Source organism: Phosphitispora fastidiosa (genome assembly GCF_019008365.1).
Taxonomy (GTDB): domain Bacteria; phylum Bacillota; class Thermincolia; order Thermincolales; family UBA2595; genus Phosphitispora; species Phosphitispora fastidiosa.
Genome location: NZ_JAHHUL010000002.1, coordinates 373,433 through 397,946, shown reverse-complemented (window position 1 = coordinate 397,946; position 24,514 = coordinate 373,433). Strand labels below are relative to the sequence as shown.

Below are 24,514 nucleotides of genomic sequence, written 5' to 3'. Positions count from 1 at the left end.
CAGGGTGATATTTGAGTGGTCACCCAACCTTTGGAACCAGCTAAAACGGTTACTTGACAAAGACCGTGTGGTACTATAAAATATATTAACGTAGGCAGAGTCTGGGGCTTTAAGGAGTCTGCTGAAACCGCACAGCAAGGGCGGACAGCTTTGGGCTGTCCATAAACGTAGAACCGTGCCCGGCCTGGCGAGTCTAAACGAGGGAGGTGTATGTATGTACGCCGTTATTGCTACAGGAGGCAAGCAGTATCGTGTGAAGGAAGGTGATGTCATTTTTGTTGAGAAATTGGCAGCCGGAGAAGGCGAAACCGTTGAAATCACCGATGTGCTGGCCGTAGGTGAAGGAGAAGACCTGAAGGTAGGCGCTCCTTTTGTTGACGGGGCAAAAGCTGTATTAAAGGTTCTGAGCCATGGTAAGGCCAAGAAAATTATTGTCTTTAAGTATAAGGCCAAGAAGAACTACCGTCGGAAAACCGGTCATCGTCAGCCATATACAAAGGTAACTGTAGAAAAAATTGAGGCCTAGGGTTGAGGGCTATGATAATTGTTTCGGTTGACCGTTCAAATGGAACAATAAATGGTTATACTGTCAAGGGGCATGCCGGATACCGGCCCCCGGGTGAGGATATCGTGTGTGCTGCCGTTTCTATGCTGTCTCAGACCACGCTGTTGGGACTGGTGCGTTTTATCAGGAAAGGCCTTGCCTATGACATTGATGCTTCAGGCACATTAAGCTGCAGGCTGCCTGATGAGCTGAGTAAAAAAGAACAGCTGCAGGCCCAGGCTATTTTGGAGACAATGGTTTTGGGACTAAAGAATCTGCAGGGAAACTATAAAGGATATGTAAGAGTATTTAGGAGGAGGTGGACCTCGTGATTAAAATTGATCTTCAGTTATTTGCCCATAAAAAAGGGGTGGGCAGTTCCCGTAACGGTCGTGATTCCAACCCCCAGTACCTTGGGGTGAAACGCGGCGAAGGAACTGTTGTTACCGCCGGGAACATTATTATCCGCCAGCGCGGCACCAAGATTCATCCGGGCAATAATGTAGGCATAGGAAAAGATGATACACTGTTTGCATTAATTGACGGTGTGGTCAAGTTTGAAAGAAAAGGCAAAGACAAGAAACAGGTCAGTGTATACAGCAGGGCAGAAGCTGTTGTATCATAATAATGCTGCTTAGGGCGTCTCATATGAGGCGTCTTTTTTTTTCTTGTTTTTTGGGATAAGGGACATATTCAGTGAAATAATAACGGTATGACTAAAATTTTCAGTAAACCAGGGGAAAAGCATTATCAGGTCATTATTGTCGGGGCCGGGGTGGCTGGGCTTACAGCAGCCTGTTTCCTGGCCAAGGCGGGTATTCAGGTGCTGCTGTTGGAGCGCGGTCCATATCCGGGTTCCAAGAGTGTCAGCGGGGGCGCTGTTTATTCACTGCCTACCCGGGAACTCCTGCCTGATTTCTGGGAAGAAGCGCCTGTTGAGCGTGTTCTGGTAGATCAGCAGTACTGGCTGATGGCAGAAAGGTCTGCAGTTAAACTGGGCTTTACCAGCCTGGAGATGGACAGTAAGCCATATAACAGGTTATCGATAATGCGGGCCGTATTTGACAGGTGGTATGCCGGAAAAGCCGTATCAGCCGGCGCCGAACTTCTGACCTCCTGTAAGGCCGAGGACCTCATATTAGAAAGTGACCGCGTTTCCGGGGTCAGGGCCAGCGGCGCCAGACAGGGTGATATCAGGGCAGATATGGTAATTCTGGCTCAGGGAGCCAACCCAATGCTGGCGGAGCGGGCAGGTCTCATCAAAAAAACCAAAGCCTCAGCCATGTCATTATATGTCAAAGAAATTATAGCTCTTCCGGAGGAAGTAATAAACGAAAGGTTTAATCTCACCGGGAACCGGGGGGCTGTTATCGGCCTTCTTGGCGAAGCTACGGCAGGGCTCCCGGGTACCGGTTCTATCTATACTTTCAAAGAACATGTGGGTATTAATGTAGGGGTGGGTGTAAAAACTCTAACCCGTAAAAAAGTAAAAATAAGTGAGCTTATGGCGGCCTTGAAGGGTCATCCCGTTGTAGCGCCCCTCTTGAAGGGCGGAACTACGGTAGAGTATCTGGCCCACATGATACCTGAGGGCGGTTTTAATGCGGTGCCGCCATTGGTCTTTGACGGGATGGTGATAGCAGGTGACTCCGGAGGCTTAGTTAATGGAACCCATGGGATAAACCTGGCCATGTATTCAGGTAAATTTGCGGCTGATGCTGCCCAGGAAGCAGTCAAGAGAGGGGACTGTTCACGAAAAGCATTGTATGGTTACCAGAAAAAACTGGAAAAGAGTTTTATCTTTAAAGATATGAGGGCAAACCGTGAGGTTTCCGGCTTGTTCCAAAAGAATCCGACCCTTTTTGCTGATTATATAGGTTTGCTTAACTCAGTATCCACACACCTGTCTATGGTATATCCGGTGTCAAGAAGAGTGAAACGCAGGCTTATCAGGCGTGCCGTTTTAAACGAACAGCCCCTTGGAAAACTTTTGGCAGATGCCATTAAGGCAGTGCGAGTTATGAGGTAGTGCAGATATATGGTGAACTAATGCGGGAGGGGAACTTTTGAAAAAAGGCATCAGCATAATTAACGAAAAAAGATGTAACGACCTCTGTACCGGCACAGATTGTGTATATGTCTGCCCTGTAGGGTTGTTTACTTCATCCGGCAGCGGAGTGACCTTTCATGAGGAAGGACCCTGCCTCGAGTGCGGCGCCTGCCGCCTGGTCTGCGATAATATCATATTTGATTACCCGCCGGCAGGTGAGGGCGTTTTACACCGGTACGGGTAGACCGGTAAAGGATTCATACCGGCAGACGAGACTAGGAGGTGAAGGCAGTGGAAGAAAAAATAAGCAGCCAGCAGGCATTTATCCTGATGGTGCTGGTGTTAATCCCCCCAATTATATGAAGTGTGCCGATTATTACTGTCGGCGACAGGTATCAGGATGTCTGGATAGCTGCTGTTCTGGCTACGGCAATGGGCGCTATTAATGCATTTCTACTGGCAAAACTGGCCGGTCTGTTCCGGGGGCGGACGGTTCTTGGCTTTATGGAGGATTTGGGTGCAGGTGTTTCAGCAAAGGTTGTGGCCTTTATTTTCACGGTTTTTTCGGTGCATATGGCCAGTATAACCCTGAGGGACTTTGCCGAACTGATGGTCACTTCCTTTTATCAGGAGACCCCGTTGATAGTTTTTATTGTTGTCATGGCTGTTTTGGCGTACTGGCTGGCATACATGGGGATTGAGGTTACCGCCAGGGTGGCCCAGTTTGTATTCCCCCTTATTATAGGAGGGATTGTATTACTGAACCTGTCATCCCTTAGTCTTGGCGGGGCGGAAAATATGTTTCCCCTCATCGAAAAAGGAGTGTCTCCGATTGTCCGCGGCGGAATAACCCACTGGGCTTTTTTTGCTGATGTGGCCATATGGTTTTTGCTGATACCACATCTCAACAGCAGTGTGAAGAACTATAACTTTTTGCCTCTGAGTGTGCTGGCAAGCGGACTGCTGCTGGTATTCACTGTTTTTAGTATTGTCCTGGGAATTGGAAACAGGATAGCAGTATTGAGAATCTATCCCTATCTAACCCTTCTTGAGGAGATTTCGCTGGTGGAATTTATTGAACGTGTTGAGGGATTTTTCCTGATAATCTGGGTGGCCTCCAATTTTCTTAAAATCGTTTTATTCCTTTATGCAGGTTCCATAAGCGCCGGCCACCTGTTTAGGCTGGGTGACCACAGGGCTGTACTGCTGCCCCTGATGATAATTGCAGTAAACCTGTCTGTGCTCCTGTTCGATAATTACCAACAACTCAGGTATTTTTTCAGACCGGAGGTCTATGCGCCCTCTGCAGCAATAATCCAGCTGGGAATACCCGCATATATCACGGTTTTGTGGCTGTTTCGGAGTAGAAGTGCGGACAGGATGGCAGACTGATAACAGTTAAAGACAATAATTAACTTAGGGTGGTTCAAATGTTCAAGAAATGGAAAAGAATTATCAAAAAGGCATTTGTAAAACCGCGTAATGAGTCCCAGGCAATTGGCAGCGGTGAGTCCAAAGAGCCGGTCTCGGCAAACCTGAACAAAAACATGACACACCTTAAAGCCGTATTTGACAGGTGTACAGATATCATCTTCCGGGAATTTGAGGCAGCCATCGGTGGTGGAGTCAAAATTGCCATGGTGTATATTGACGGGCTCGTCAACAAGGAAATGCTAACCGAAGACCTTGTCAAAACGCTGATGTATGACGTCTCCAGTCTGAATTCCTCAGCTCCTGTCAATGATCCTGCCGGCTATTTGAGCAGCAGGATAATTGCCTTTACCGAGGTTAAGGTTCAGGATAACCTGATGGATGCAGTACACTCAGTATTAAGCGGTGAAACCATTTTGTTTGTTGACGGAGTCAGCAAGGCTTTTGCCCTATCCACTCAGGACTGGGTACAGCGCGCGGTTACCGAGCCAGCAACGGAAAATGTTGTCCGCGGCCCCAGGGAGGGTTTCACTGAAAGCCTGCAGACAAACTATACTCTGATAAGGAGGCGCATCAAATCATCACGCCTGAAGTTTGAAACCATGAAAATCGGGGCGATTACGAAAACTGCCGTCAGTATCGGATATCTTGAGGGTATAGTTAATAACAAGATAGTTGATGAAGTAAGAAACCGGCTGCAGAGGATTGATATTGACGGAATCCTGGAAAGCGGCTATATCGAGGAATACATAGAAGATGCCCCGATGACTGTTTTCCCCACTGTTCAGGCAACTGAACGGCCTGACAAGGTTGCCGGGGGGCTGTTGGAGGGCCAGGTAGTTATTCTGGTTGATACCACCCCTTTTGTGCTGCTGGTGCCGGTCACTTTTCCACAGCTCCTCCAGGCCAGTGAGGATTACTATCTGAGGTGGCCTTTTGCCAGTTTTATCAGGTTTATCAGGTTTGTCACCCTGAATATCGCGCTGTTGGCGCCGCCCCTGTATATTGCAATTACCACCTATCACCAGGAGATGCTTCCGACCCCTCTGCTGATCTCCATTGCCGCCGCCAGGGAAGGGGTGCCCTTTCCTGCCTTTGTGGAGGCTATGCTTATGGAGACAACTTTTGAAGTGCTCCGGGAAGCAGGGGTGCGCCTGCCCAAGGCTGTCGGCCAGGCGGTAAGTATTGTCGGCGCTCTGGTGATTGGGGATGCGGCGGTTTCGGCAGGTCTGGTCTCACCAGCTATGGTTATCATAGTAGCCCTTACGGCAATATCGTCTTTCAGCCTGCCGTCATATTTCGGGGCCTTTTCCCTGCGTATTCTCAGGTTCCCGCTGATGGCTTTGGCTGCCGCCCTGGGGTTGTTTGGCGTCATGGCAGGGCTGCTGGCCCTGTTGATACACCTTTGCTCCCTAAGGTCCTTTGGGGTTCCTTATATTTCACCGTTGGCGCCCACATCCTGGAGAGACCTGAAAGACATGTTTTTTCGCGCGCCCTGGTGGAGCATGGTCACCCGGCCAAGAATGACCGGAGTGAAGGAACCGGCCCGGCAGGACTATAAGCAGAAGCCCAGGCCGCCCGGGCGTCGTCCCGGGAGTGGGAGCGGCAAATGAAAAAAGACGAGAAAGTATCCAGCATCCAGATGCTGTTTCTCCTGGTTACTACTGTAACAGTGACAGGGTTCCTGTTTGTGCCTTCCATCACCGCCAAGTTTGCATTCCAGGACGGCTGGATTTCCGTAGCTTTGTTTGCTACCATTTTTGGGATAATTGTGGCTCTGGTATGTACGCGGCTGGGTTTATATTATCCGGATAAATCTGTGGTGGAATATGCCCCCGAATTAGTGGGCAAATTTGGCGGTAAACTGATTGGATTGCTTTATGTATTATTTTTTATCCATGTTAATGCAGTTATAGTCAGGGAATTCGGGGACTTCCTGGTAACTGCGTTCCTGCCGGAAACCCCGCTGCTGGTTTTCAATTTAATTGTTGTCCTGCTGGCAGCCTACGCTGTGTATAACGGGATGGAAGTCCTCTGCAGGATGAACCAGTTCCTGTTCCCGATGTTTATAGCGGCTTTTGGTTTTATGGTATTCTTACTAACTGAAAATATCAGTTTTGATAATTTTCTGCCTCTGATGGAACACGGGGTTAAGCCGGTAATCCAGGGTTCACTGGTCCCCGGCGCCTGGAGAGGGGAGATTGTGCTGATCCTGATGTTTTTGCCTTTTTTGAACCAACCCCGGGAAACGGGTCAAACCCTGCTAACCGCTGTCGGCGTGATTGGTTTATTTCTGACCCTGACTGCGGTTACCAGCATAGCCGTATTTGGGCCCTTGCTCACGCAAAACATGGTATTTCCGATATTGGAACTGGCCCGCTATGTTAGCCTGGGGAATTTTCTGGAGCGAATCGAAGCAATAGTTATCATTGTCTGGGTGGCCGGAGTCACCGTCAAGGTGGCGGCATTTTACCTGGCTGCAGTACTGGGGACTGCCCAGTGGCTGCACATTAAAGACTACCGGCCCCTGGTTTACCCTGTCGGTATATTTATTTTAGTATATTCCGTGACCATATTTGAAAATTCCCGGGAACTGGTCGAATTTCTGGCAACAATCTTTGCGCCCTATGCTTATCTTTTTGAAATAATTATTCCCATGGGTTTACTGGCCGTGGCGCTGATCCGGAATAGAGGGGGGCAGAAACAGTGAAAAAAAAGTTAATTGCTTTTGTGATGATTCTTAATCTGCTGCTCATCCCAGGCTGCTGGAGCAGGAGGGAAGTAGAGGACCTGGCCATCGTGACCGCCATCGGGATTGACCGCATGGTTCTTGAAGGGAAGGAAAAGGACAAAATAAGCGTCCTGGTGGCCCGGCCCTCCCAACTGGGGGGGCAGCAGACTAAGGCATCTGCGGAAACTAATGCGGACTGGCTGGTCAGTGAGGTGGGGGACACCTTATATGATGCCATGCGCAAAATACACCGCAGGAGCCCCAGAAACATGAGGATTTATCATAATGAACTGGTAATTATCAGTGAGAATTCCGCCCGCGACGGGGTTGAGGATGTGTTTGATTACCTGCAGCGGCACAAGGATATCAGGCTGCGCACCTGGATGTTCGTCTGCCGCGGGGAAGCTGGGGAAGCCATGAAAGTATTGCCTGAATTTGAAAATATGCTCTCTGAGGAGATTTCGGAAATACTGGTGAAGTCAACTCCCGGTGTCTCAGAAACCCTTGCGGTTGATCTGAGAAAGTTTAGTGATGCCCTGGTGACCCCGGGATGGGATGCCGTGCTGCCTGTCATCAGGGTAATTGAATCGGGTGAAGCCGCAGGAAGCAAGCGTGAGGAGAAAGAGGCCGGGCAGACAATTATGCTGGAGGGTCTGGCAATATTTCACAATAATCGGCTGGCCGGATTTATGTCACCTGAGGAGGTAACGGGTTTTCTTTATATCATTGGGGAAACCCAGAGAGGAGCTATTACCCTGGAACATAAATCCGGAAACGGCAGCCCATCCCAAATCGCTTTGCTGATATCACGGGCTTCAAGTAAACTCAAACCGGTATTTCAGGAAGGCCGTCTGGTGATGGAAATAAACATTAAAGCCGAGGCCGATGTGGTGGAGGTGCAGGGAGATGCGGCTGTAGGCAGCCCGGAGGTCATCAAAGAGCTGAACCGGGAGTTCGGCCAAAAGGTAAAGTCAATTGCTGAAGGGTCACTGGAAACAGCCCAGAAAAAATTTAAAACAGATATTTTCGGGTTCGGCAAAAAAGTGCATCAAAAGTATCCTGATTATTGGAAGGAGGTGGAGCAGGACTGGTATGAGATATATCCCGAGGTGCCTGTCACTGTAAAAGTGGATGCCAAAATAAGGAGAACATCTGTTATTGCAGACCCATTTCAGATTCGATAGGAGGAAACCCCATTGACTATATTTTTGTTGATTATAGTATTTACAGGGATAATTGCTCTGGAAACGCCGGCTATGCTCAAAAAGCGTCAATGGCGGGAGTTAGCCGCTTTTGGTGTTTTGATGCTGGGAGGAATGGCGCTGACATTTGCCCAGGCCCTGGGACTGCCTCTGCCTAATCCCACCACGGGAATAGAAGTGATTTTCAGCCCTGTTGCCGATATGATCAAAGATATTTTGAGCTGAAGCAGGAACTGTATTGGCGTATTTTTTGCCCGGGGCAGGAAAAAATAAACATTGGGAGAATACATGAAAAGATAATTTGTTATGTGGAGGTTTCCCATGGTGAACGATATGATTGAGGTTTTAAGGGTGCAGAGGCATGATTTCATGAATCACCTTCAGGTCATTCTGGGCCTGCTGCAGCTGCAAAAGTATGATCGGGCAGGTCAGTACATAAAAGAGATTGCCGCAGATATGGACCGGGAAGGGGCTTTGGCAAGACTTGGGGCGCCGGGGGTAGTATCGGCTGTGCTTCTGGCGGAGGTGGCAGCCGGGAAGCAGGGTGTTAATATCTCCAAAAACATTGGGGCAGGGCTTGACAGAGGTCTGCGGCATGAAATGACTGTTGCTGAAATAATCAGAGAAATGCTGGCCTTGGCAGTCCGCCTCAGTCAGGCAGAGCCCTGTTCTGGTGGCAGCATCGATTTTGAAATTGCCGAAAAGAACGGAGAATATATTTTTCAGGCCGGTTTCCGGGCCCGGGAGGGAGCAGACAGCCTGGCCCTGGATGCTGGTATTGTTTTTATTGAGGAAGCTGCAGTAAAAGTGCAGGGCCGCCTGGTGACAGCAGTTTCCGCAGACGGGATAACAGTAATCACTCTGTCGGTGCCCAGTAATTAAGTTTCAGGAATGTTAATTAAGTGTCATGAACGCTATAACATTTTTCAAAAAATAACCGAAATTCAGGTGATGAAATTGTTTTATGATAAAGCAAAAGTATATGTTAAGGGTGGCGATGGCGGAAACGGGGTTGTTGCCTTCCGCCGGGAAAAATATGTCCCTCTGGGCGGTCCCAGCGGCGGTGACGGTGGTAATGGGGGAAATGTTATCCTCACTGCAGATGAGGGATTAAGGACACTGGTGGATTTTCGTTACCAGAGGCATTATAAAGCTGACCGGGGAGAGCACGGCCAGGGCAAAGGTATGCACGGCCGCGGCGCAGAGGACATGATGGTAAGGGTTCCGGTAGGGACCGTAGTCAGGGATGCCGAAACAGGAGCACAGCTTGTCGATATGACCGTTCATGGACAGCAGGTTGTGGTTGCTGCCGGCGGTCGGGGCGGCCGGGGCAATGCCCGGTTTGCCACCTCAGCCAATAATGCCCCGCGGATTGCTGAAAAGGGAGAGCCGGGACAGGAAAGATGGCTTCAGCTGGAATTAAAACTGCTTGCTGATGTCGGATTGGTCGGTTTCCCCAATGCGGGTAAATCAACAATTATATCGCGGATTTCTGCTGCCAAGCCCAAAATAGCTGATTATCCTTTTACTACCCTGGTTCCCAACCTGGGTGTGGTCAGGATGCCTGACGGCCAGAGCTTTGTGGTTGCTGATATTCCTGGTCTCATTGAAGGAGCTCATCAGGGTGCGGGACTGGGACATGAATTTCTGCGCCATGTGGAACGTACCAGGGTGCTGGTCCATCTTGTCGATATGGCGGGGGTCGAAGGCCGTGAGCCGATAGCAGACTTCAGGACCATCAACCGCGAGTTGGAGGCTTATAACCCCAGGCTGGCTAAACGGCCGCAAGTGGTTGCCGCCAATAAGATGGACCTTCCCGGGGCTGCCGAAAATTATGAGATTTTTAAAGCAGAGCTGGGTGAAGGTTTTGAAATTTTCCCGGTTTCTGCTGTGACCGGTGAAGGAGTTGAACTCCTCCTGTTCAGGGTGGCTGAGGCGCTCGCTGAGGCAGTTCCAGTTGAGTTAGAGATAACTGAACCGGAAAAGGTGACCCGTGTGTCGGCAGAACCCCGGTTTATAGCTGCCAGGGAAAATGAAGTATATGTGGTGAAAGGGCCGGAGGTCGAAAGGCATTATGCGATGACAGACTTTAACAATGAAGAGGCGTTAAAGCGTTTTCTGCGTATATTGAAGGCCATGGGTGTTGACGACGAACTGAGGAAGCTTGGAGCCCGGGACGGTGATACCATTAGAATAGGCAGCCTGGAATTTGATTTCATGGATTAGACTCTGCATTCAGAAGGAATCTGGCAGAGGAATATTAAACGTGATATAATATGGCTTAACAGTTCAGCATAGAGGAGGTTCCCTATTTTAATGCAACAGGATATAAACTTAACAGGAAAACAAAAACGCTACCTTCGCGGGCTGGGGAGTACTATAGACCCTGTAATCCAGATCGGTAAGGGAGGCGTTGTGCCTGGAATAATTAAGCAGGCAGATGATGCTTTGGAGGCCCGTGAACTGGTCAAGGCAAGGGTACTAAACAACTGCCTTGAAGACACAAAACAGGTGGCCGGGGTTCTGTCACGGGAAACAGGAGCGGCCCTTGTCCAGGTTATCGGACATACGTTCCTCATGTACAGGCCGTCATCGGGAAACCCCGGCATAGAGCTGCCATAACGGGAGGGAGAGAATTGGCGCTGGATTTAGATGAGCTGCGGAACTTTATAAATATAAAACGGATTGTAATTAAGGTAGGTTCCAGTACTCTGAGCTATCCTAACGGGAGACTCAACATCACTCAGATGGAACGGTTGGTCAGGGAACTGGCTGATTTACAGAACCGGGGTATGGAAGTGATTCTGGTGTCATCAGGAGCCCAGGGAGCCGGTATCGGTAAGATGGGAATGTCCCGGAGGCCAAAAACAATACCTGAGAAACAGGCAGCTGCCGCCATTGGACAGGGTCTTTTGATGCATATGTATGAGAAGCTCTTTTCGGAGTACGGGATAACAGTTGCTCAGGTGCTGCTTACCAGGGAGGATATCATGGACCGGAAACGGTTCCTGAATGCCCGGAATGCTCTGAATGCTCTCCTGGGAATGGAAACTATCCCCATTATCAACGAAAATGATACCATTGCAGTTGAAGAAATCAGGTTTGGTGACAATGATGCCTTATCTGCTCTGGTTGCCAGCCTGATAGAAGCAGAACTCCTTATCATATTATCAGATATTGCCGGTCTTTATACAGGCAACCCTTCTACTGATAAAGATGCTACCCTGATTCCCCTTGTTACCGAGATAAATGAGGATATTGAACATACCGCCGGAGGCAGCGGTTCAAGGCTGGGAACCGGGGGCATGGTCACCAAGCTGCAGGCTGCAAAAGTTGCCATGAATTCAGGTTTTCCCATGATTATTGCAAGCGGCAGTGAGAAGAGGATAGTGAGAAGAATAATCGCTGGGGAGCAGCTCGGAACCCTGTTCCTGCCGCGGGAAAACAGGCTGCACTCGAAAAAACGCTGGATTGCTTTTGGCTCAAATGTTCAGGGGATAATCATCATTGACAGCGGAGCCAGAAAGGCTCTGACGGAGGAGGGGAAAAGCCTGCTCCCATCGGGTATTGTCAGTGTTGAGGGCGCCTTTGAAATAGGGAATACGGTAAGTGTATTTCATGAGGATAAGGAAATCGGCAGGGGAATTGTCAATTATTCGTCTCTGGAAATCGATATTATCAGGGGCAAGAAGACCAGGGAGATTGCTAAAATACTCGGGTACAAAGACTTTGATGAGGTAATTCACCGAGACAACTTTGCATTAAATATTTAGGGGGAGATCAAATGGTAAGGGAAGAAGTGGTCAGTAAAGCGGCACTGGCAAAGCAGGCAGCCAGGCTGCTCGGGTCCGTATCTACCGCTGTCAAGAACCAGGCTCTCCTGGTAATGGCTGAAGAACTCCTGGACCGGGCAGATGAAATAGTTGCAGCTAATAAAATTGATATGTCCAAGGGCAGAGAGAAGGGGCTGTCGGCAGCGCTGCTGGACCGCCTGCTGCTGACAGAAAGCAGGATTAACGAAATGGCTGCCGGTTTAAGGGAAATTGCCATGCTTCCAGATCCTGTCGGTGAGATAATATCTATGTGGAAGCGGCCCAATGGTCTGCAGGTCGGGAAGATGAGGGTTCCCGTGGGGGTCATCGGCATCATTTATGAAGCCAGGCCTAATGTTACTGTTGATGCTGCAGGCCTCTGCCTGAAAACAGGCAATGCCGTTATTCTCAGGGGTGGCTCTGAGGCCATTTATTCCAATAAGGCGATTGCGGGGATTATTTCCGAGGCTGCCGTAAGGGCCGGGATACCCGAAGGCGCCATCGCGCTGATTGAGACAACTGACAGGGAGGCTGTTGAAGTCCTCCTGAAACTTAACGAATATATAGATATCCTGATTCCCAGAGGCGGTCCGGGGCTTATTCAGAGAGTTGTGAAAAATGCCACGGTGCCTGTTATTGAGACCGGGGTCGGCAACTGTCACGTTTATGTTGACAATGAAGCCGATCTGGAGATGGCCAAAAGGATAGTCATAAATTCCAAGACACAGCGGCCCGGAGTCTGCAACGCCATGGAGACACTGCTGGTACATCAGGATGTGGCCGAAACTCTGCTTCCTGAACTGCTGGAGACAATGAAGCAGGAATATGGAGTGGAAATCAGGGGATGTCCTGCTGCCAGAGCATTGGTGAATTGGGTAAAAGAAGCTGTGGAAGAAGATTACTATACAGAGTATCTTGACCTTATAATGGCTGTCAGGATTGTCGCTGATATTGATGCTGCCATGGATCATATATACAAGTATGGCACCAGACACACTGAGGCCATAGTTACCACCAATTATAACAAAGCCCGCCGGTTTGTCCAGGAGGTTGATGCGGCTGCAGTTAACATCAATGCTTCCACCAGGTTTACCGACGGCTTCCAGTATGGTTTTGGAGCCGAAATCGGCATCAGCACTCAGAAGCTGCATGCGAGAGGACCGATGGGGCTCACCGAACTGACCACTACCAAATTTATTGTGTATGGAGACGGCCAGATAAGGAAATAGAAGGAAAAGGACATGTGTGGGATGGTTACTGCTGACAATGCCATTGCGCGAAAAATCGGTATCATGGGTGGAACCTTTGACCCGATACATTTTGGGCATCTTTATATTGCTGAGTGTTCCAGGCACAGGTTCGGTCTGGAAAAAGTGATTTTCATTCCGACCGGCGACCCGGTGCACAAGAGCAGGAAAGGGATTACCGGCCCAGCCAGGCGTATGGAGATGACTGCTTTGGCGATCAGGTCAAACCCCTATTTTGATATTTCCAAAATTGAAGTAGACCGCCCCGGTCCGACTTATACGGTTGATACCCTTAACGAGCTTCATGGTGAAGGCACAGGTGACCGGATATTTTTCATCACAGGCGCTGATGCCATCATGGAAATACTGACCTGGAAAGATGTGGACCGGGTATTCCGATTATGTGAATTCATTGCCATAACAAGGCCGGGGTATTCCTTTAAGGAGATAGACCAGGTCCTTAGCAGGTTAACAAAAACACAGAGGGAAAGGATTCATTTCCACCAAACCGGCGGTATCCTTATTTCCTCAACCGATATTCGCCAGCGAGTTCTGTGTGGGGCGCCTATTAAATATCTTGTCCCGGAAAAAGTGGAGGAATACATTAAAGAATACAGGCTTTATCTTCCTGAATAGAAAGGATTCAATTGAACATAATATTTACTAGATTCGACCTAATAAAATAGTATCAGGCAAGTAGGTTCCCGTTTCCAGAATTCATTCCAGACAGCTGTCTGTTTTCCAACGGCACCCTGGGTTTCTCGGAACCTTGGGTGTCATTTTATTCAGGCAGTTTCTTACTAAGAAAGAGAGGTGATGGTCAAGGTGGTCCGCACACTTTATGTCGGCAATCTGCCATGGGCAACCAAGCCTGAGGATTTGGAAGAGTTTTTCAAGGAGCACGGAGAAGTAGTTGGCAGCCGAATTATCACAGACCGTGAAACGGGTCGGTCCAGAGGCTTTGGCTTTGTGGAGGTAACTGACGAGGATGCTGATAAAATGATTGAGACACTGAACGGCGCTGATTTCCAGGGCAGAGCCCTTACGGTAAATGAGGCAAAGCCCAGAGCCAATGAATAAATGACCGGAAGCCTCCTCTGTAAAGTACAGGGAGGTTTGTTTTTTATATTTTGCTGTTTTGGGGGAGAATAGAATGTTAAAAGCACAGATAGAGAGATTTGTCAAAAGTTCATTATCCGATTTTCGCTACCGCCATACACTGGGCGTGGCCCAAACTGCAGTAAAACTTGCAGGTCTTTATGGAGTGGACAGTACGAAAGTGGAAATTGCAGCATTGCTTCATGATATTGCCAGGGACTTTGATGACTCGCTCCTTCTGGAAAACTGCCGTAAATATAACATAGCAGCCGATGAGACGGAAAGAGCGGTACCGGCTCTCCTGCATGGCAGGGTTGGTGCAGAAATTGCTGCCGAGCTTTTTAAAATCACCGATGGTGAAATCCTGGATCCGGTCAGGTATCATACAACTGGTCGGGAAAACATGACAATACCTGATGAAATTTTGTTCCTCGCCGATATGATTGAACCGGGCAGGGATTTTCCGGGTATTGCGGAGCTGCGGGAATTAGCCTTTAAGGACCTGGACCTGGCAGTGCTGGCGGGGCTTGATTCAACTATCAGCTATGTAATTAAAAAGGGTCTCACAATACATCCCGCCAGCATTGAAGCGAGAAACGTCCTCGTGAGGAAAATTAAGGAACGCGGGGTTATTTAGAAGGAACAAAGGGTTTTGAAGACGAATATATATGTAAATAAGCAGGAATTATAACCGGGGGGGAAGCCGATTTGACCCTATCACCAAAACAGATTGCCTTGCTTGCTGCTGACGCGGTAAAAGACAAAAAGGCGAAAGATGTAGTATTACTTGATATTAAGGAAATTTCTGTTGTCTCTGATTATTTTCTTATTTGTACCGGCCTTTCATCAACACAGGTTAAGGCAATAGCTGAGAATACTGAGCAGAAGCTTGAAGAGCACGGAATTACCAAACTGAGGATGGAAGGGTTCAGGGATGCTCATTGGATCCTGATTGATTACGGTATACTGGTTGTTCATATATTTCAGGAAAGTGACCGGGAGTTTTATAACTTGGAACGCTTATGGGGAGATGCCAGGGTGGTTGATCTTTAACCGCCTTTTTTTAGTAGAGAGGTAAATTGAGGTTGAAAGGATTGAAAATATTGGACGGAAGAAAGAAGCTTGGGACCAGGGAAAGACTTGAAATGAAAGAAGTATTTCGCAATTCCAAGCCGGCAGAGAATGTCAAGAGAGGTGATACCCTCAGGGGAAAGGTATACAATATTATTGATACCGGAGCTTTTGTACTTACTGATGAGGGATATATAGGTTTTATCCATGTGCATGAACAGCCCCATCCCCTTAAAAAAGAGATGGCAGTTGAAGGAAGGGTTACTTATGTAAGAGCGGACGGAAGGGTGAACCTGTCTCTTCGACCCTTGAAAGAATATTCACGGGTAACTGATGCGGAAATACTTCTGGAGGTTCTTAAGAAAAGAAAGGGCGCGATGCCGTTTACCGATAATTCTCCCCCTGAAGTTATCAGGGACAAGTTTGGTATCAGCAAATCGGCATTTAAGAGGGCTCTTGGAAAACTGCTGAAAGACGGTCTGGTAGCTGAAGAAGAGGGCTGGATTGTTCTCAAGGGAGAGGACCTTTCATGATATATACAAATTTTGCTTTGATATATGACCGCTTAATGCAAGATATCCCTTATCAGGGCTGGGTCAGTTATCTGGGCAGAATGTTCGGGAAACACGGAATAAATCCGGGGCACATTCTGGACGTCGGGTGTGGGACCGGTAATGTCACTATCCCCCTTGCTGAAACCGGCTTCCGGATAACCGGCCTGGATATGTCCCCGGAGATGCTCTCACTTGCAGAACAAAAGGCTCGGGCCAAAGGCCTCTCGATAGAATGGCTGCAGCAGGACATGAGAAAGATGGAAACCGGTTCCTCAAAATTTGACATGGTAATTTCCATGACTGACAGCTTGAATTATATGTCCGGAGATCGGGAACTTGAGGAGGTTTTCCGCAAGGTGAAACAGTGCCTTAAACCCGGAGGCTGGCTTATTTTTGATTTAAATTCACAATATAAGCTGAGCAGAGTGTTTGGAAATAATACTTTTACCTTAGTAGAAGATGATATCAGTTACATATGGGAAAATTTTTATGACCCGGAGACACATTCCTGTACCATGGACCTGACCTTTTTTGTCAGGGAGCAGGACGGCAGATACCGGAGGTTTACTGAACGGCATCGGGAAACAGGTTATACTGTTGCCGCGATAAATAACCTCCTGGATAAAGCGGGTTTTTCAGTTGCGGCGGTTTACGCTGAAAATTCCTTTGATGCCCCGGTGGAGACAACGGAAAGAATATATTTTGCTGCCTGCAGCAATGCGGAGGATAAGTGAGGCAGCCTCTAAAGAGGGGCTGTCTTTGGCTTTCGGAGTTATAGGGGAATAATTGCTTCCGGGAAGAATTTTAAATAGGTGCTTGACAAAAGTAGTAGTACTAATTAGTATAGAAATATAAATTGATGTAATTGTGCAAATTTTCAATCGGTGACATAATTTTTTGATGAGGTTATAATATGAAACGTACAAAGAAAACCAGGGGACGGTCCCGGATTCGGGACTATTCCACTTTAACCGGAATAAGAAAAAACAGATTTTCCGTACTTATTATTTTCTCAGCCATAATGACAATAAGCCTGCTCTCTTTTGCCATGCCCAGAGAAGTTCAAAAGTTTGTTTTTTTAATTTCGGGTATTCCGGTAATTTACAGTTCACTTGTCCTGGGGGTTAGGAGTGGCATAGCTGCAGCAGCTGCCGGATTTGGGATTCATCTCTATTCTTCCCTTGATTATTTGTTAAGGGATTGGATTGCCGGTCATTACACAGGGGTATTGGTTGAGAATTTCATCATTGTGGCAGCTTTTTTCCTGAGCATGCTGTTTATTAGCAAAGTGCTGGTTGATGAACGGGAGGCACAGGTCAGGTACAGAAAACTGGCCGGCAACTATGCCCTCCTGGTCGGAAAGCTTAAAACTGCAAATGAAGACATTACTGAGATGTTTACCAGTACAATCAAGGCCCTGGCTGCGGCAATTGATGCCAAGGATGCGTATACCAAGGGGCATTCGGAGCGGGTTACCGAATATGCAGTCAAAGTGGCCGGGGAGCTGGGTCTTTCCGAGCCTGAAGTGGATCACGTAATGTATGGGGCTATTATGCATGATATCGGGAAGATTGGAATTGATGAGAAGATACTCAAGAAACCCGAGCCGCTCAGCAGGCATGAGTATAGGCAGGTGAAGAGACATCCCGAAATAGGGGCAGGTATCTTATCATCCATTAAAGTTCTGGAACCGATAATTCCTATTGTGCTGCATCATCATGAGCGGTTTGACGGAACGGGTTACCCGGCGGGGCTCAGGGGGGATAAGATACCCATTGGAGCAAGAATTGTCGGGGTTGTTGATGCTTATGATGCCCTGACTTCAAGCAGGCCTTACCGCAGCTCTACATCTATGTGGCCGGCGGTGGAAGCCCTGCAGCAGGAATCCGGGAAACAGTTTGACCCCAGAGTTCTGGAAGCCTTGATAGCGGTTTTGGCCGGTGAAGCGGAGCAGACTCCGGGGTATTCAGAAGTGTCGGGTGTAAGTTAGCAGGTGTTTTTTCCGCAAAACCCAAAAGCGCCCTTAACCCGGTTGACTTTTCCAAGGGTTTTTAGTAAAATAACATACGTATTATGTTTAAATATTGGTAATCAATGACGGGAAGTATTAGAGGGCTGGTGCCTCTTAAGAGAGCTGCCGGAAGGTGCAAGGCAGCGGGGCAGGCCTTTGAACTCGTCCCTGAGATGTGCAGGCGAAATATGATTTAGTAGTCTGTGCCGGGCAGTCCGTTATCCTGCGAAATAAGTGGGCAGACCGGGTATAGACAACCGGATGCCAATTTGGGTGGTACCACGGAAGCAAGCCTTTCGTCCCTTTTGAGGGATGATAGGCTTTTTTGTTTTTTATGAAATTACCTTTGCTTGGGAGAGTCTCATCAATTAATTTCAAGGAGGAATCAATTTGGCCAGGAGGTTAACTACAGTAGAAGAAGCGCAGGAGGTCAACAGGCAGGAGGGTGTTCTGGAACTTACCCTTGGAGAGCTGCTGGATACCCAGGCGCGCCATCATCCGGATAATGATGCCCTGGTATATGTGGACAGAGGATTGAGATATAATTATACTCAATTTAATGATGTATGCCGCACCGCGGCAAAGGGATTAATGAAAATGGGCGTTAACAGGGGTGATCATATTGCCATTTGGGCTACAAATGTGCCGGAATGGGTGGTTACCCAGTTTGCCACCGGGAAAATGGGCGCTGTTTTAGTTACAGTGAATACCAATTACAAGGCTTTTGAGCTGGAATACATCCTGAAACAGTCTGATGCCACTACCCTTATTTTAATTGATGGGTGGAAGGATTCCAGTTATACCGGGATGGTTAATGAGTTATGTCCTGAGCTTGCGGAATCACAGCCCGGAAAACTGAATTCGGAAAGACTGCCGGTGCTTAAGAATGTTATCTATATTGGGGATAACTGCCCATCGGGAATGTTCTCCTGGTCACAGCTAATGGAAATGGGGGCAGCAGTTCCGGATGCGGAACTCGATGCGAGGCAGAAATCCCTTGAAGCAGATGATGTTATCAATATGCAGTATACATCTGGGACTACCGGGTTCCCCAAGGGAGTAATGCTGACACATAAGAACATCGTTAATAATGCTATCGCGGTATCAAACTGTATGAACTTTACATACCGGGACAGGCTTTGTATCCCGGTGCCCTTTTTTCACTGCTTCGGTTGTGTGCTGGGTACACTGACCTGTGTTGTTGCGGCGGCCACTATGGTTCCCATTGTATCCTACAACCCGGTACAGGTCCTGGAAGCCATAGAAAAAGAGCGCTGTACAGCGGTTCATGGAGTCCCGACCATGTTTATTGCGGAACTGAATCTGGAAGGCTTTGATAAATATGATCTGTCAGCGTTGAGAACCGGGATTATGGCTGGTTCCCCCTGCCCAATTGAAACCATGAAGCAGGTAGTTGAGACAATGGGGGCCAGTGAAATTACCATAACTTATGGACAGACAGAGTCAGCTCCGGCTATTACCATGACCCGGACCAATGACCCTATTGACCTGAGGGTGACTACTGTGGGGCGTAACATTCCGGGAGTAGAAGTGAAAATAGTTGACCCGGAGTCAGGCCGGGAAGTCCCCAGGGGTGTCCAGGGCGAACTCTGTGCCCGGGGCTATAATGTTATGAAAGGCTATTACAAGCTGCCGGAAGCCACCCATGCTGCTATTGATGGTGATGGATGGCTGCACACCGGCGACCTGGCCACGATGGACGAACAGGGCTACTGTAAGATAACAGGTCGTGTCAAGGATATGATAATCCGCGGCGGGGAGAATATATATCCCAGGGAGATCGAGGAGTTCCTCTATACCCATCCCATGATTCTTGATGTTCAGGTGGTGGGAGTGCCGGATATCAAGTATGGTGAGGAAGTCATTGCATATATCCGACTCCGGGAAGGAGAAGAAATGACAGCGGAGGAAATAAAGGAATACTGCCAGGGTAAAATTGCCCGGTATAAGATTCCCCGGTATGTGCAAATAATTGAGGAGTTTCCCATGACTGCAAGTGGGAAAATCCAGAAGTACAAGCTGAGGGAAATGGCCATTGAAAACCTTGGCCTTCAGGATGCTGCTTCAGTGGAAACAGCTTAACAGGAGGAGATAAAGTGAAAGAACGCTATGATTTTTCGGCAATCGAAACCAAATGGCAGAAAATATGGGAAGAAACCGGCTTGCATAAGGTTGTTGACAATGACACCACGAAGGAAAAGTATTATTGTCTGGAGATGTTTCCTTATCCGTCAGGGAATCTGCACATGGGACATGTGAGGAATTATTCCATCGGTGATGTGGTGGCCAGGGTTAAAGCAATGCAGGGATACAATGTCCTCCATCCCATGGGCTGGGATGCCTTCGGGCTGCCGGCAGAAAATGCGGCAATTAAGCATGGCATTCATCCATATCAATGGACCAGAAGCAATATTGAGAACATGAGAAAGCAGTTGTCAAGGCTTGGTTTCAGCTATGATTGGGACCGGGAGGTAACCACCTGCACCCCGGACTATTACAGGTGGACTCAGTGGCTTTTCCTGCAGTTTTATAAAAATGGCCTGGCCTATAAGAAACATGCGGCTGTAAACTGGTGTCCGGGATGTGTTACGGTTCTGGCCAATGAACAGGTGGTTAACGGAGCCTGTGAACGCTGTGGGACCGGTGTGGAAAAAAAAGGTCTGTCCCAATGGTTTCTTAAGATTACCGACTATGCTGACAGGCTTCTGGCTGATATTAAAAAGCTTCACGGATGGCCGGACAAAGTTAAGATTATGCAGGAGAACTGGATCGGACGCAGCGAAGGGGCTGAAGTGAACTTCCGGGTGGACGGTACTGATGATATTATTACAGTATATACCACCAGACCTGATACCATTTACGGGGTTACTTTCATGGTGCTGGCTCCGGAGCACCCGCTGGTGGCAAAACTGACCACCGGAACTCCCTATGAAGCAAGTGTGAGGGATTTTGTGCGCCGGATGCAGAATTTAAGTGAGATTGACAGGACATCGACAGATGCCGAAAAAGAGGGACTCTTTACCGGGGCCCATGTGATAAATCCCATGAATGGGGAAAAAATTCCGCTGTTTATCGCCAATTATGTATTGATGGACTATGGGACCGGAGCTGTTATGGGGGTTCCGGCACACGACCAGAGGGATTTTGATTTTGCTACCAAGTATAGTCTGCAGATTCGGGTTGTTATCCTGCCGGAGGGAGTTCCCGACAAATATGTGCAGCTGACACAGGCTTATGATGCTGAAGGAGTCCTGGTCAATTCCGGGCCTTTTGACGGGCAGAACAATGAGGATGCAATAAAAAATGTGGCCGCCTATATGGAAGAAAAGGGTATTGGGAAGGCAATGGTCAACTTCAGGCTGCGGGACTGGCTCATTTCGCGGCAGCGTTACTGGGGCGCTCCGATTCCCATTATATACTGTGATAAGTGTGGTGAGGTTGCGGTTCCTGAGGAACAGCTTCCGGTACATCTGCCAACTGATGTGGAATTTAAGCCTACAGGGAAGTCACCACTTACCGATTGTGAATCCTTTGTAAATGCAGTATGCCCTGAATGCGGCGGTCCGTCCCGGCGGGAGACAGATACCATGGATACGTTTATCTGTTCATCATGGTATTACCTGAGGTACTGCAGCCCCCATGATGACCGGAATGCTTTCACCAAGGACAACGCTGCTTACTGGATGCCTGTGGAGCAGTATATCGGCGGGGTTGAGCATGCTATCCTGCATCTGCTTTATTCCAGGTTTTTTACCAAGGTCTTTAAGGACCAGGGGCTGGTTGACTTTGATGAACCCTTTACCAACCTGCTGACCCAGGGGATGGTTCTCAAGGATGGGGCCAAGATGTCCAAATCAAAGGGGAATACGGTAAGCCCTGAGGAAACCGTGGCTAAGTACGGGGCAGATACGGCGCGGTTGTTTATCCTATTTGCCGCTCCTCCGGAGCGTGATCTGGAGTGGAGTGATGCTGGAGTTGAAGGTGCTTACAGGTTTCTCAACAGGGTCTGGCGTCTGGTTTATGCGTATATTGACAGGCTCAATGAGTCTCCGGCATCAGAAAAAGTCTCTGAGGCTGACAAGGAGACCAGAAGGCTGACCCATTATACTATTAAAAAAATTACAGATGATGTGAACCAGAGGTTTAATTTCAATACTGCCATCAGTACCATAATGGAATTTGTTAACTGGCTGTACCAGTACAGGGAGAAGAACCCGGTACGCAACAGCCCCATTGAGGCAGAGGCAGTAAACACCCTGGTTATACTGCTGGCGCCGTTTGCGCCCCACTTTGCTGAGGAACTCTGGCATGAGCTGGGTTATCCGGACAGTGTCCACAAACAACCCTGGCCTGAGTATGATCCTGCAGCCCTGGTTCAGGATGAAGTAGAGATAGTGGTCCAGCTTAATGGCAAGGTCAAGAGCAGGATGACGGTGCCGGCTGATATAGATAAAGATGAAATGGAAAAATTTGTTCTGGAACAGGATAAAATTGTGGAGCTGATATCGGGGAAACAGGTGGTTAAGGTTATTGCAGTACCCAAGAAACTGGTAAACATTGTGGTGAAGTAACCTTTAAAGTATTTAATAAGATAGGGGTAGATGTGTTCTGGAAGGCGGAGTCTGTCGTCCGTCCGGCCAGCGACCCGCGAAGCGGGAGCTGATGCCGGCGGAGACGTTGCCCGCCGGAAGAATACATCTACCCCTATTTAATTCAAATGTTTAAACAGCAGAGGCTTTTGGAAAACAACCCAGTTGTTGGTGAGATTTTGGCCAAACAGCCGGGCATGTATTCTTATACCCATTTCTCGTCTGGAAGCGTTATCAGTGACCCGGGATTGTACTCCTACCCACAGATACTGCTGCCGCGGTCCCATGACACAAACCTTGTACTCAGCATTTTCATTGGTATTTTCTAACTGGTTGATGATTTTCAGGAAATCTGTTCTGGTGATATTTTTCAGAAGTGTGCCATAAACAAAGTGGTGCGCATCTGCCGGGTAGTTTCGGGAATTTGAAAAATTCACCTTTTTCACCACCTCGGAAATCCACATTTGCTGCGCCTGCGATGATGCCGATTATTAATTATTTTAGATAATTATAACATGAAATAAAGCTATTTTTCAGAAAATTTTATAAAGTGAGCAGGAAAAATTTAATAGATAGAGAAATTTGGTACAAATCGAATTTTCGGCTGGCCAAGTCTGTTTATGGGGTGATTATTGTGCAGAACAAGAATTATAAGATGTGTTTTGATATCATGGAACTGGAGGGGCTTAATGAAGCCCAGGCTTATGAAAAGGGGCTCACTGCAGGTCAGGCCCTGGATTACCGGACTGAACGCAGTATTGAACGCGCTAGAAACGAGGTAGTGGCTTTTGGGCTGCTGGCTCATGAACGGTGGGAAAAATCGGGGGAATTCAAGTATGTGCTGCTTCATGAATATATCAGGGGCTTAAATCATGGCCTGAAGGAAATGGCTGACCGTCTGACTGAACGGAAGACAGCGAAGCATACTGACAGGGCAGAATAACAACCTTGGGGGGATAATTATGTTCCGGAAGAAGGTCAAAAAGCGGGGTATAGTATGCCTGGCCAGCCTGTTTGCCCTTTTATTTTTCTTTTGCGGATGTGGCAGCCAGAGTGAAGATGACGCTGAAAAAACCACCACAGAGGTTCTCGGTGATTCAATGATTATTGGATTAAAGCATATTACCGGCGAGTTGTCACTGAAAGAGCTTGTAACTGTTAAGGCACAGGGGAATAGGGTCAAAATGAGCAGGATTGACCGGGCTTATGTTTTTGAAGTATCTCCGGATATGAAGAGTATTGCTTATGCTGCTGATGACGGTATCTATGTAAGCAGCTCTAATGGCAGTGACAAGCGGAAAGTCACCGGAATGACGCCAAAGCTTGATCTGAATTCTCGCCAGAAACGGCTTATCGGCAGAGTTATGGCCTGGTCCCCTGACGGTAAACAAATTGCCTTTGTCAGCGGCGGGGATCTTTACATTAAAAACATTGAGGATACTGATCCTGCCAAACTGGTAGCCAAAAGAACTCAGGACCGGGTAACCGTTTCTGATGGTTCGCCTGCACTGGCCCTAAGGATAGATGGAATAGTCTGCCCTGACTGGCTTGATAACAGTACACTCATTTACCAGGACTTCTATATGGAGTTCGACGGTCAGGCTGAGTACCATTATAATATTATGAAGATAAAGGCAGACGGCTCGGAAAAGCAGGTTATCATCCAACAGGGGCGGGAACCATTGGTTTCTCCTGACAGGGAAAAGATTCTCTATCACATCGCCAATGACCGCGGTGGAGAAATAAGGACAGCTAATACTGAGGGGGCAGAATCTATTGTGATTTCAGATCTCCTGGGTTCTGCCAGGGAACCGATGGCATATTCCTGGTCGCGGGATGGCAGCTATATAATTTTTGACGGGTTTGCCATTAGTGCCGGTAGTGGTCAGAAAGCTGTTTTTTCCGGACAGCCTTCACCGCTTGACCAAAGCGGGATAATTGTTGGTGCTCTGCCGACATGCTCCCCTGATGGACGTTGGATTGCCTTCCCGGGAGACGGTGTTCCCAGACTTGTTGAGGTAGTGGAGGGCAATTTTGTTTATGACCTGTCGGGGGCCTTAAATCCATTGAAGGGACTGACAGCGATTTCTTGGGTCGAAGGCTGGTAAGCCTTGCGCAATTTTTCGCTGCAGGGGATAAACTGCTTAATGTGT

General features: G+C 48.2%; 27 protein-coding genes and 1 other annotated feature. Of the genes, 26 read left to right on the top strand and 1 reads right to left on the bottom strand.

Annotation, left to right across the window (positions count from 1 at the left end):
* Window positions 1-214: 214 nt before the first annotated feature.
* From rplU to leuS, 24 genes are all read left to right on the top strand, one after another.
* A complete protein-coding gene (rplU, locus tag Ga0451573_RS04230; protein ID WP_231682626.1) occupies window positions 215-526 on the top strand; it encodes a 50S ribosomal protein L21 in 312 nt (103 codons plus the stop codon).
* An 11-nt stretch (window positions 527-537) separates the two neighbouring features.
* Window positions 538-876 carry a ribosomal-processing cysteine protease Prp gene (locus Ga0451573_RS04225; RefSeq protein ID WP_231682625.1) on the top strand — a complete coding sequence of 113 codons (339 nt, stop codon included), beginning with the start codon at window positions 538-540 and terminating at the stop codon, window positions 874-876.
* Window positions 873-1,169: a 50S ribosomal protein L27 gene (gene rpmA, locus Ga0451573_RS04220; protein ID WP_231682624.1), complete on the top strand. Its 297-nt coding sequence runs from the start codon at window positions 873-875 to the stop codon at window positions 1,167-1,169. The genes Ga0451573_RS04225 and rpmA overlap by 4 nt, the downstream gene beginning before the upstream one ends.
* An 87-nt stretch (window positions 1,170-1,256) precedes the next feature.
* Window positions 1,257-2,573, top strand: coding sequence for an FAD-dependent oxidoreductase (locus Ga0451573_RS04215; protein WP_231682623.1), 1,317 nt, complete (start codon window positions 1,257-1,259; stop codon window positions 2,571-2,573).
* Window positions 2,574-2,610: 37 nt separating this feature from the next.
* Window positions 2,611-2,838, top strand: a complete 228-nt coding sequence (locus tag Ga0451573_RS04210) for a ferredoxin family protein (protein ID WP_231682622.1) — start codon at window positions 2,611-2,613, stop codon at window positions 2,836-2,838.
* 122 nt (window positions 2,839-2,960) lie between these two features.
* Window positions 2,961-3,986 (top strand): GerAB/ArcD/ProY family transporter, encoded by a 1,026-nt coding sequence (locus tag Ga0451573_RS04205; protein WP_231682621.1) that lies wholly within the window; start codon window positions 2,961-2,963, stop codon window positions 3,984-3,986.
* Between the two features lie 38 nt (window positions 3,987-4,024).
* Window positions 4,025-5,638: a spore germination protein gene (locus Ga0451573_RS04200; protein ID WP_231682620.1), complete on the top strand. Its 1,614-nt coding sequence runs from the start codon at window positions 4,025-4,027 to the stop codon at window positions 5,636-5,638.
* Window positions 5,635-6,735, top strand: a complete 1,101-nt coding sequence (locus tag Ga0451573_RS04195; RefSeq protein WP_231682619.1) for a GerAB/ArcD/ProY family transporter — start codon at window positions 5,635-5,637, stop codon at window positions 6,733-6,735. The genes Ga0451573_RS04200 and Ga0451573_RS04195 overlap by 4 nt, the downstream gene beginning before the upstream one ends.
* Window positions 6,732-7,940, top strand: coding sequence for a Ger(x)C family spore germination protein (locus Ga0451573_RS04190; RefSeq protein WP_231682618.1), 1,209 nt, complete (start codon window positions 6,732-6,734; stop codon window positions 7,938-7,940). Before Ga0451573_RS04195 ends, Ga0451573_RS04190 begins: the two co-directional genes overlap by 4 nt.
* Window positions 7,941-7,952: 12 nt before the next feature.
* Window positions 7,953-8,183, top strand: coding sequence for a hypothetical protein (locus Ga0451573_RS04185; protein WP_231682617.1), 231 nt, complete (start codon window positions 7,953-7,955; stop codon window positions 8,181-8,183).
* A gap of 96 nt (window positions 8,184-8,279) precedes the next feature.
* A complete protein-coding gene (locus tag Ga0451573_RS04180) occupies window positions 8,280-8,840 on the top strand; it encodes a Spo0B domain-containing protein (RefSeq protein ID WP_231682616.1) in 561 nt (186 codons plus the stop codon).
* Window positions 8,841-8,915: 75 nt separating this feature from the next.
* Window positions 8,916-10,184, top strand: a complete 1,269-nt coding sequence (obgE, locus tag Ga0451573_RS04175) for a GTPase ObgE (RefSeq protein WP_231682615.1) — start codon at window positions 8,916-8,918, stop codon at window positions 10,182-10,184.
* Between the two features lie 90 nt (window positions 10,185-10,274).
* Window positions 10,275-10,580, top strand: coding sequence for a ribosome assembly RNA-binding protein YhbY (yhbY, locus tag Ga0451573_RS04170; protein WP_231682614.1), 306 nt, complete (start codon window positions 10,275-10,277; stop codon window positions 10,578-10,580).
* Between the two features lie 14 nt (window positions 10,581-10,594).
* Window positions 10,595-11,731 (top strand): glutamate 5-kinase, encoded by a 1,137-nt coding sequence (gene proB, locus Ga0451573_RS04165; protein ID WP_231682613.1) that lies wholly within the window; start codon window positions 10,595-10,597, stop codon window positions 11,729-11,731.
* Between the two features lie 11 nt (window positions 11,732-11,742).
* Window positions 11,743-12,999 carry a glutamate-5-semialdehyde dehydrogenase gene (locus Ga0451573_RS04160; RefSeq protein WP_231682612.1) on the top strand — a complete coding sequence of 419 codons (1,257 nt, stop codon included), beginning with the start codon at window positions 11,743-11,745 and terminating at the stop codon, window positions 12,997-12,999.
* Window positions 13,000-13,011: 12 nt separating this feature from the next.
* Complete coding sequence (nadD, locus tag Ga0451573_RS04155) at window positions 13,012-13,653, top strand: nicotinate-nucleotide adenylyltransferase (protein ID WP_231682611.1); 642 nt, start codon at window positions 13,012-13,014, stop codon at window positions 13,651-13,653.
* Window positions 13,654-13,842: 189 nt separating this feature from the next.
* Window positions 13,843-14,097, top strand: a complete 255-nt coding sequence (gene rbp, locus Ga0451573_RS04150; RefSeq protein WP_231682610.1) for an RNA-binding regulator — start codon at window positions 13,843-13,845, stop codon at window positions 14,095-14,097.
* Window positions 14,098-14,170: 73 nt separating this feature from the next.
* Complete coding sequence (gene yqeK, locus Ga0451573_RS04145; RefSeq protein ID WP_231682609.1) at window positions 14,171-14,752, top strand: bis(5'-nucleosyl)-tetraphosphatase (symmetrical) YqeK; 582 nt, start codon at window positions 14,171-14,173, stop codon at window positions 14,750-14,752.
* 71 nt (window positions 14,753-14,823) lie between these two features.
* On the top strand, window positions 14,824-15,168 hold the full coding sequence (gene rsfS / locus Ga0451573_RS04140) for a ribosome silencing factor (protein ID WP_231682608.1): 345 nt from the start codon (window positions 14,824-14,826) through the stop codon (window positions 15,166-15,168).
* A gap of 50 nt (window positions 15,169-15,218) precedes the next feature.
* Window positions 15,219-15,719 (top strand): S1 RNA-binding domain-containing protein, encoded by a 501-nt coding sequence (locus Ga0451573_RS04135; protein ID WP_231682607.1) that lies wholly within the window; start codon window positions 15,219-15,221, stop codon window positions 15,717-15,719.
* Window positions 15,716-16,474 carry a class I SAM-dependent DNA methyltransferase gene (locus tag Ga0451573_RS04130; RefSeq protein WP_231682606.1) on the top strand — a complete coding sequence of 253 codons (759 nt, stop codon included), beginning with the start codon at window positions 15,716-15,718 and terminating at the stop codon, window positions 16,472-16,474. Before Ga0451573_RS04135 ends, Ga0451573_RS04130 begins: the two co-directional genes overlap by 4 nt.
* 179 nt (window positions 16,475-16,653) lie before the next feature.
* A complete protein-coding gene (locus tag Ga0451573_RS04125) occupies window positions 16,654-17,730 on the top strand; it encodes an HD-GYP domain-containing protein (RefSeq protein WP_231682605.1) in 1,077 nt (358 codons plus the stop codon).
* A 95-nt stretch (window positions 17,731-17,825) separates the two neighbouring features.
* Window positions 17,826-18,058, top strand: a binding site (T-box leader).
* A 143-nt stretch (window positions 18,059-18,201) separates the two neighbouring features.
* Window positions 18,202-19,854, top strand: coding sequence for an AMP-binding protein (locus tag Ga0451573_RS04120; RefSeq protein WP_231682641.1), 1,653 nt, complete (start codon window positions 18,202-18,204; stop codon window positions 19,852-19,854).
* A gap of 14 nt (window positions 19,855-19,868) precedes the next feature.
* Window positions 19,869-22,343: a leucine--tRNA ligase gene (gene leuS / locus Ga0451573_RS04115; RefSeq protein WP_231682604.1), complete on the top strand. Its 2,475-nt coding sequence runs from the start codon at window positions 19,869-19,871 to the stop codon at window positions 22,341-22,343.
* 137 nt (window positions 22,344-22,480) lie between these two features.
* Here the strand turns inward: leuS and Ga0451573_RS04110 are convergent, their stop codons facing one another.
* Window positions 22,481-22,798 (bottom strand): hypothetical protein, encoded by a 318-nt coding sequence (locus tag Ga0451573_RS04110; RefSeq protein ID WP_231682603.1) that lies wholly within the window; start codon window positions 22,796-22,798, stop codon window positions 22,481-22,483.
* Between the two features lie 197 nt (window positions 22,799-22,995).
* On the opposite strand from Ga0451573_RS04110, the gene Ga0451573_RS04105 reads away from it, so the two are divergent.
* On the top strand, window positions 22,996-23,304 hold the full coding sequence (locus Ga0451573_RS04105; protein ID WP_231682602.1) for a hypothetical protein: 309 nt from the start codon (window positions 22,996-22,998) through the stop codon (window positions 23,302-23,304).
* Window positions 23,305-23,323: 19 nt separating this feature from the next.
* Complete coding sequence (locus Ga0451573_RS04100) at window positions 23,324-24,469, top strand: TolB family protein (protein ID WP_231682601.1); 1,146 nt, start codon at window positions 23,324-23,326, stop codon at window positions 24,467-24,469.
* Window positions 24,470-24,514: the final 45 nt, after the last annotated feature.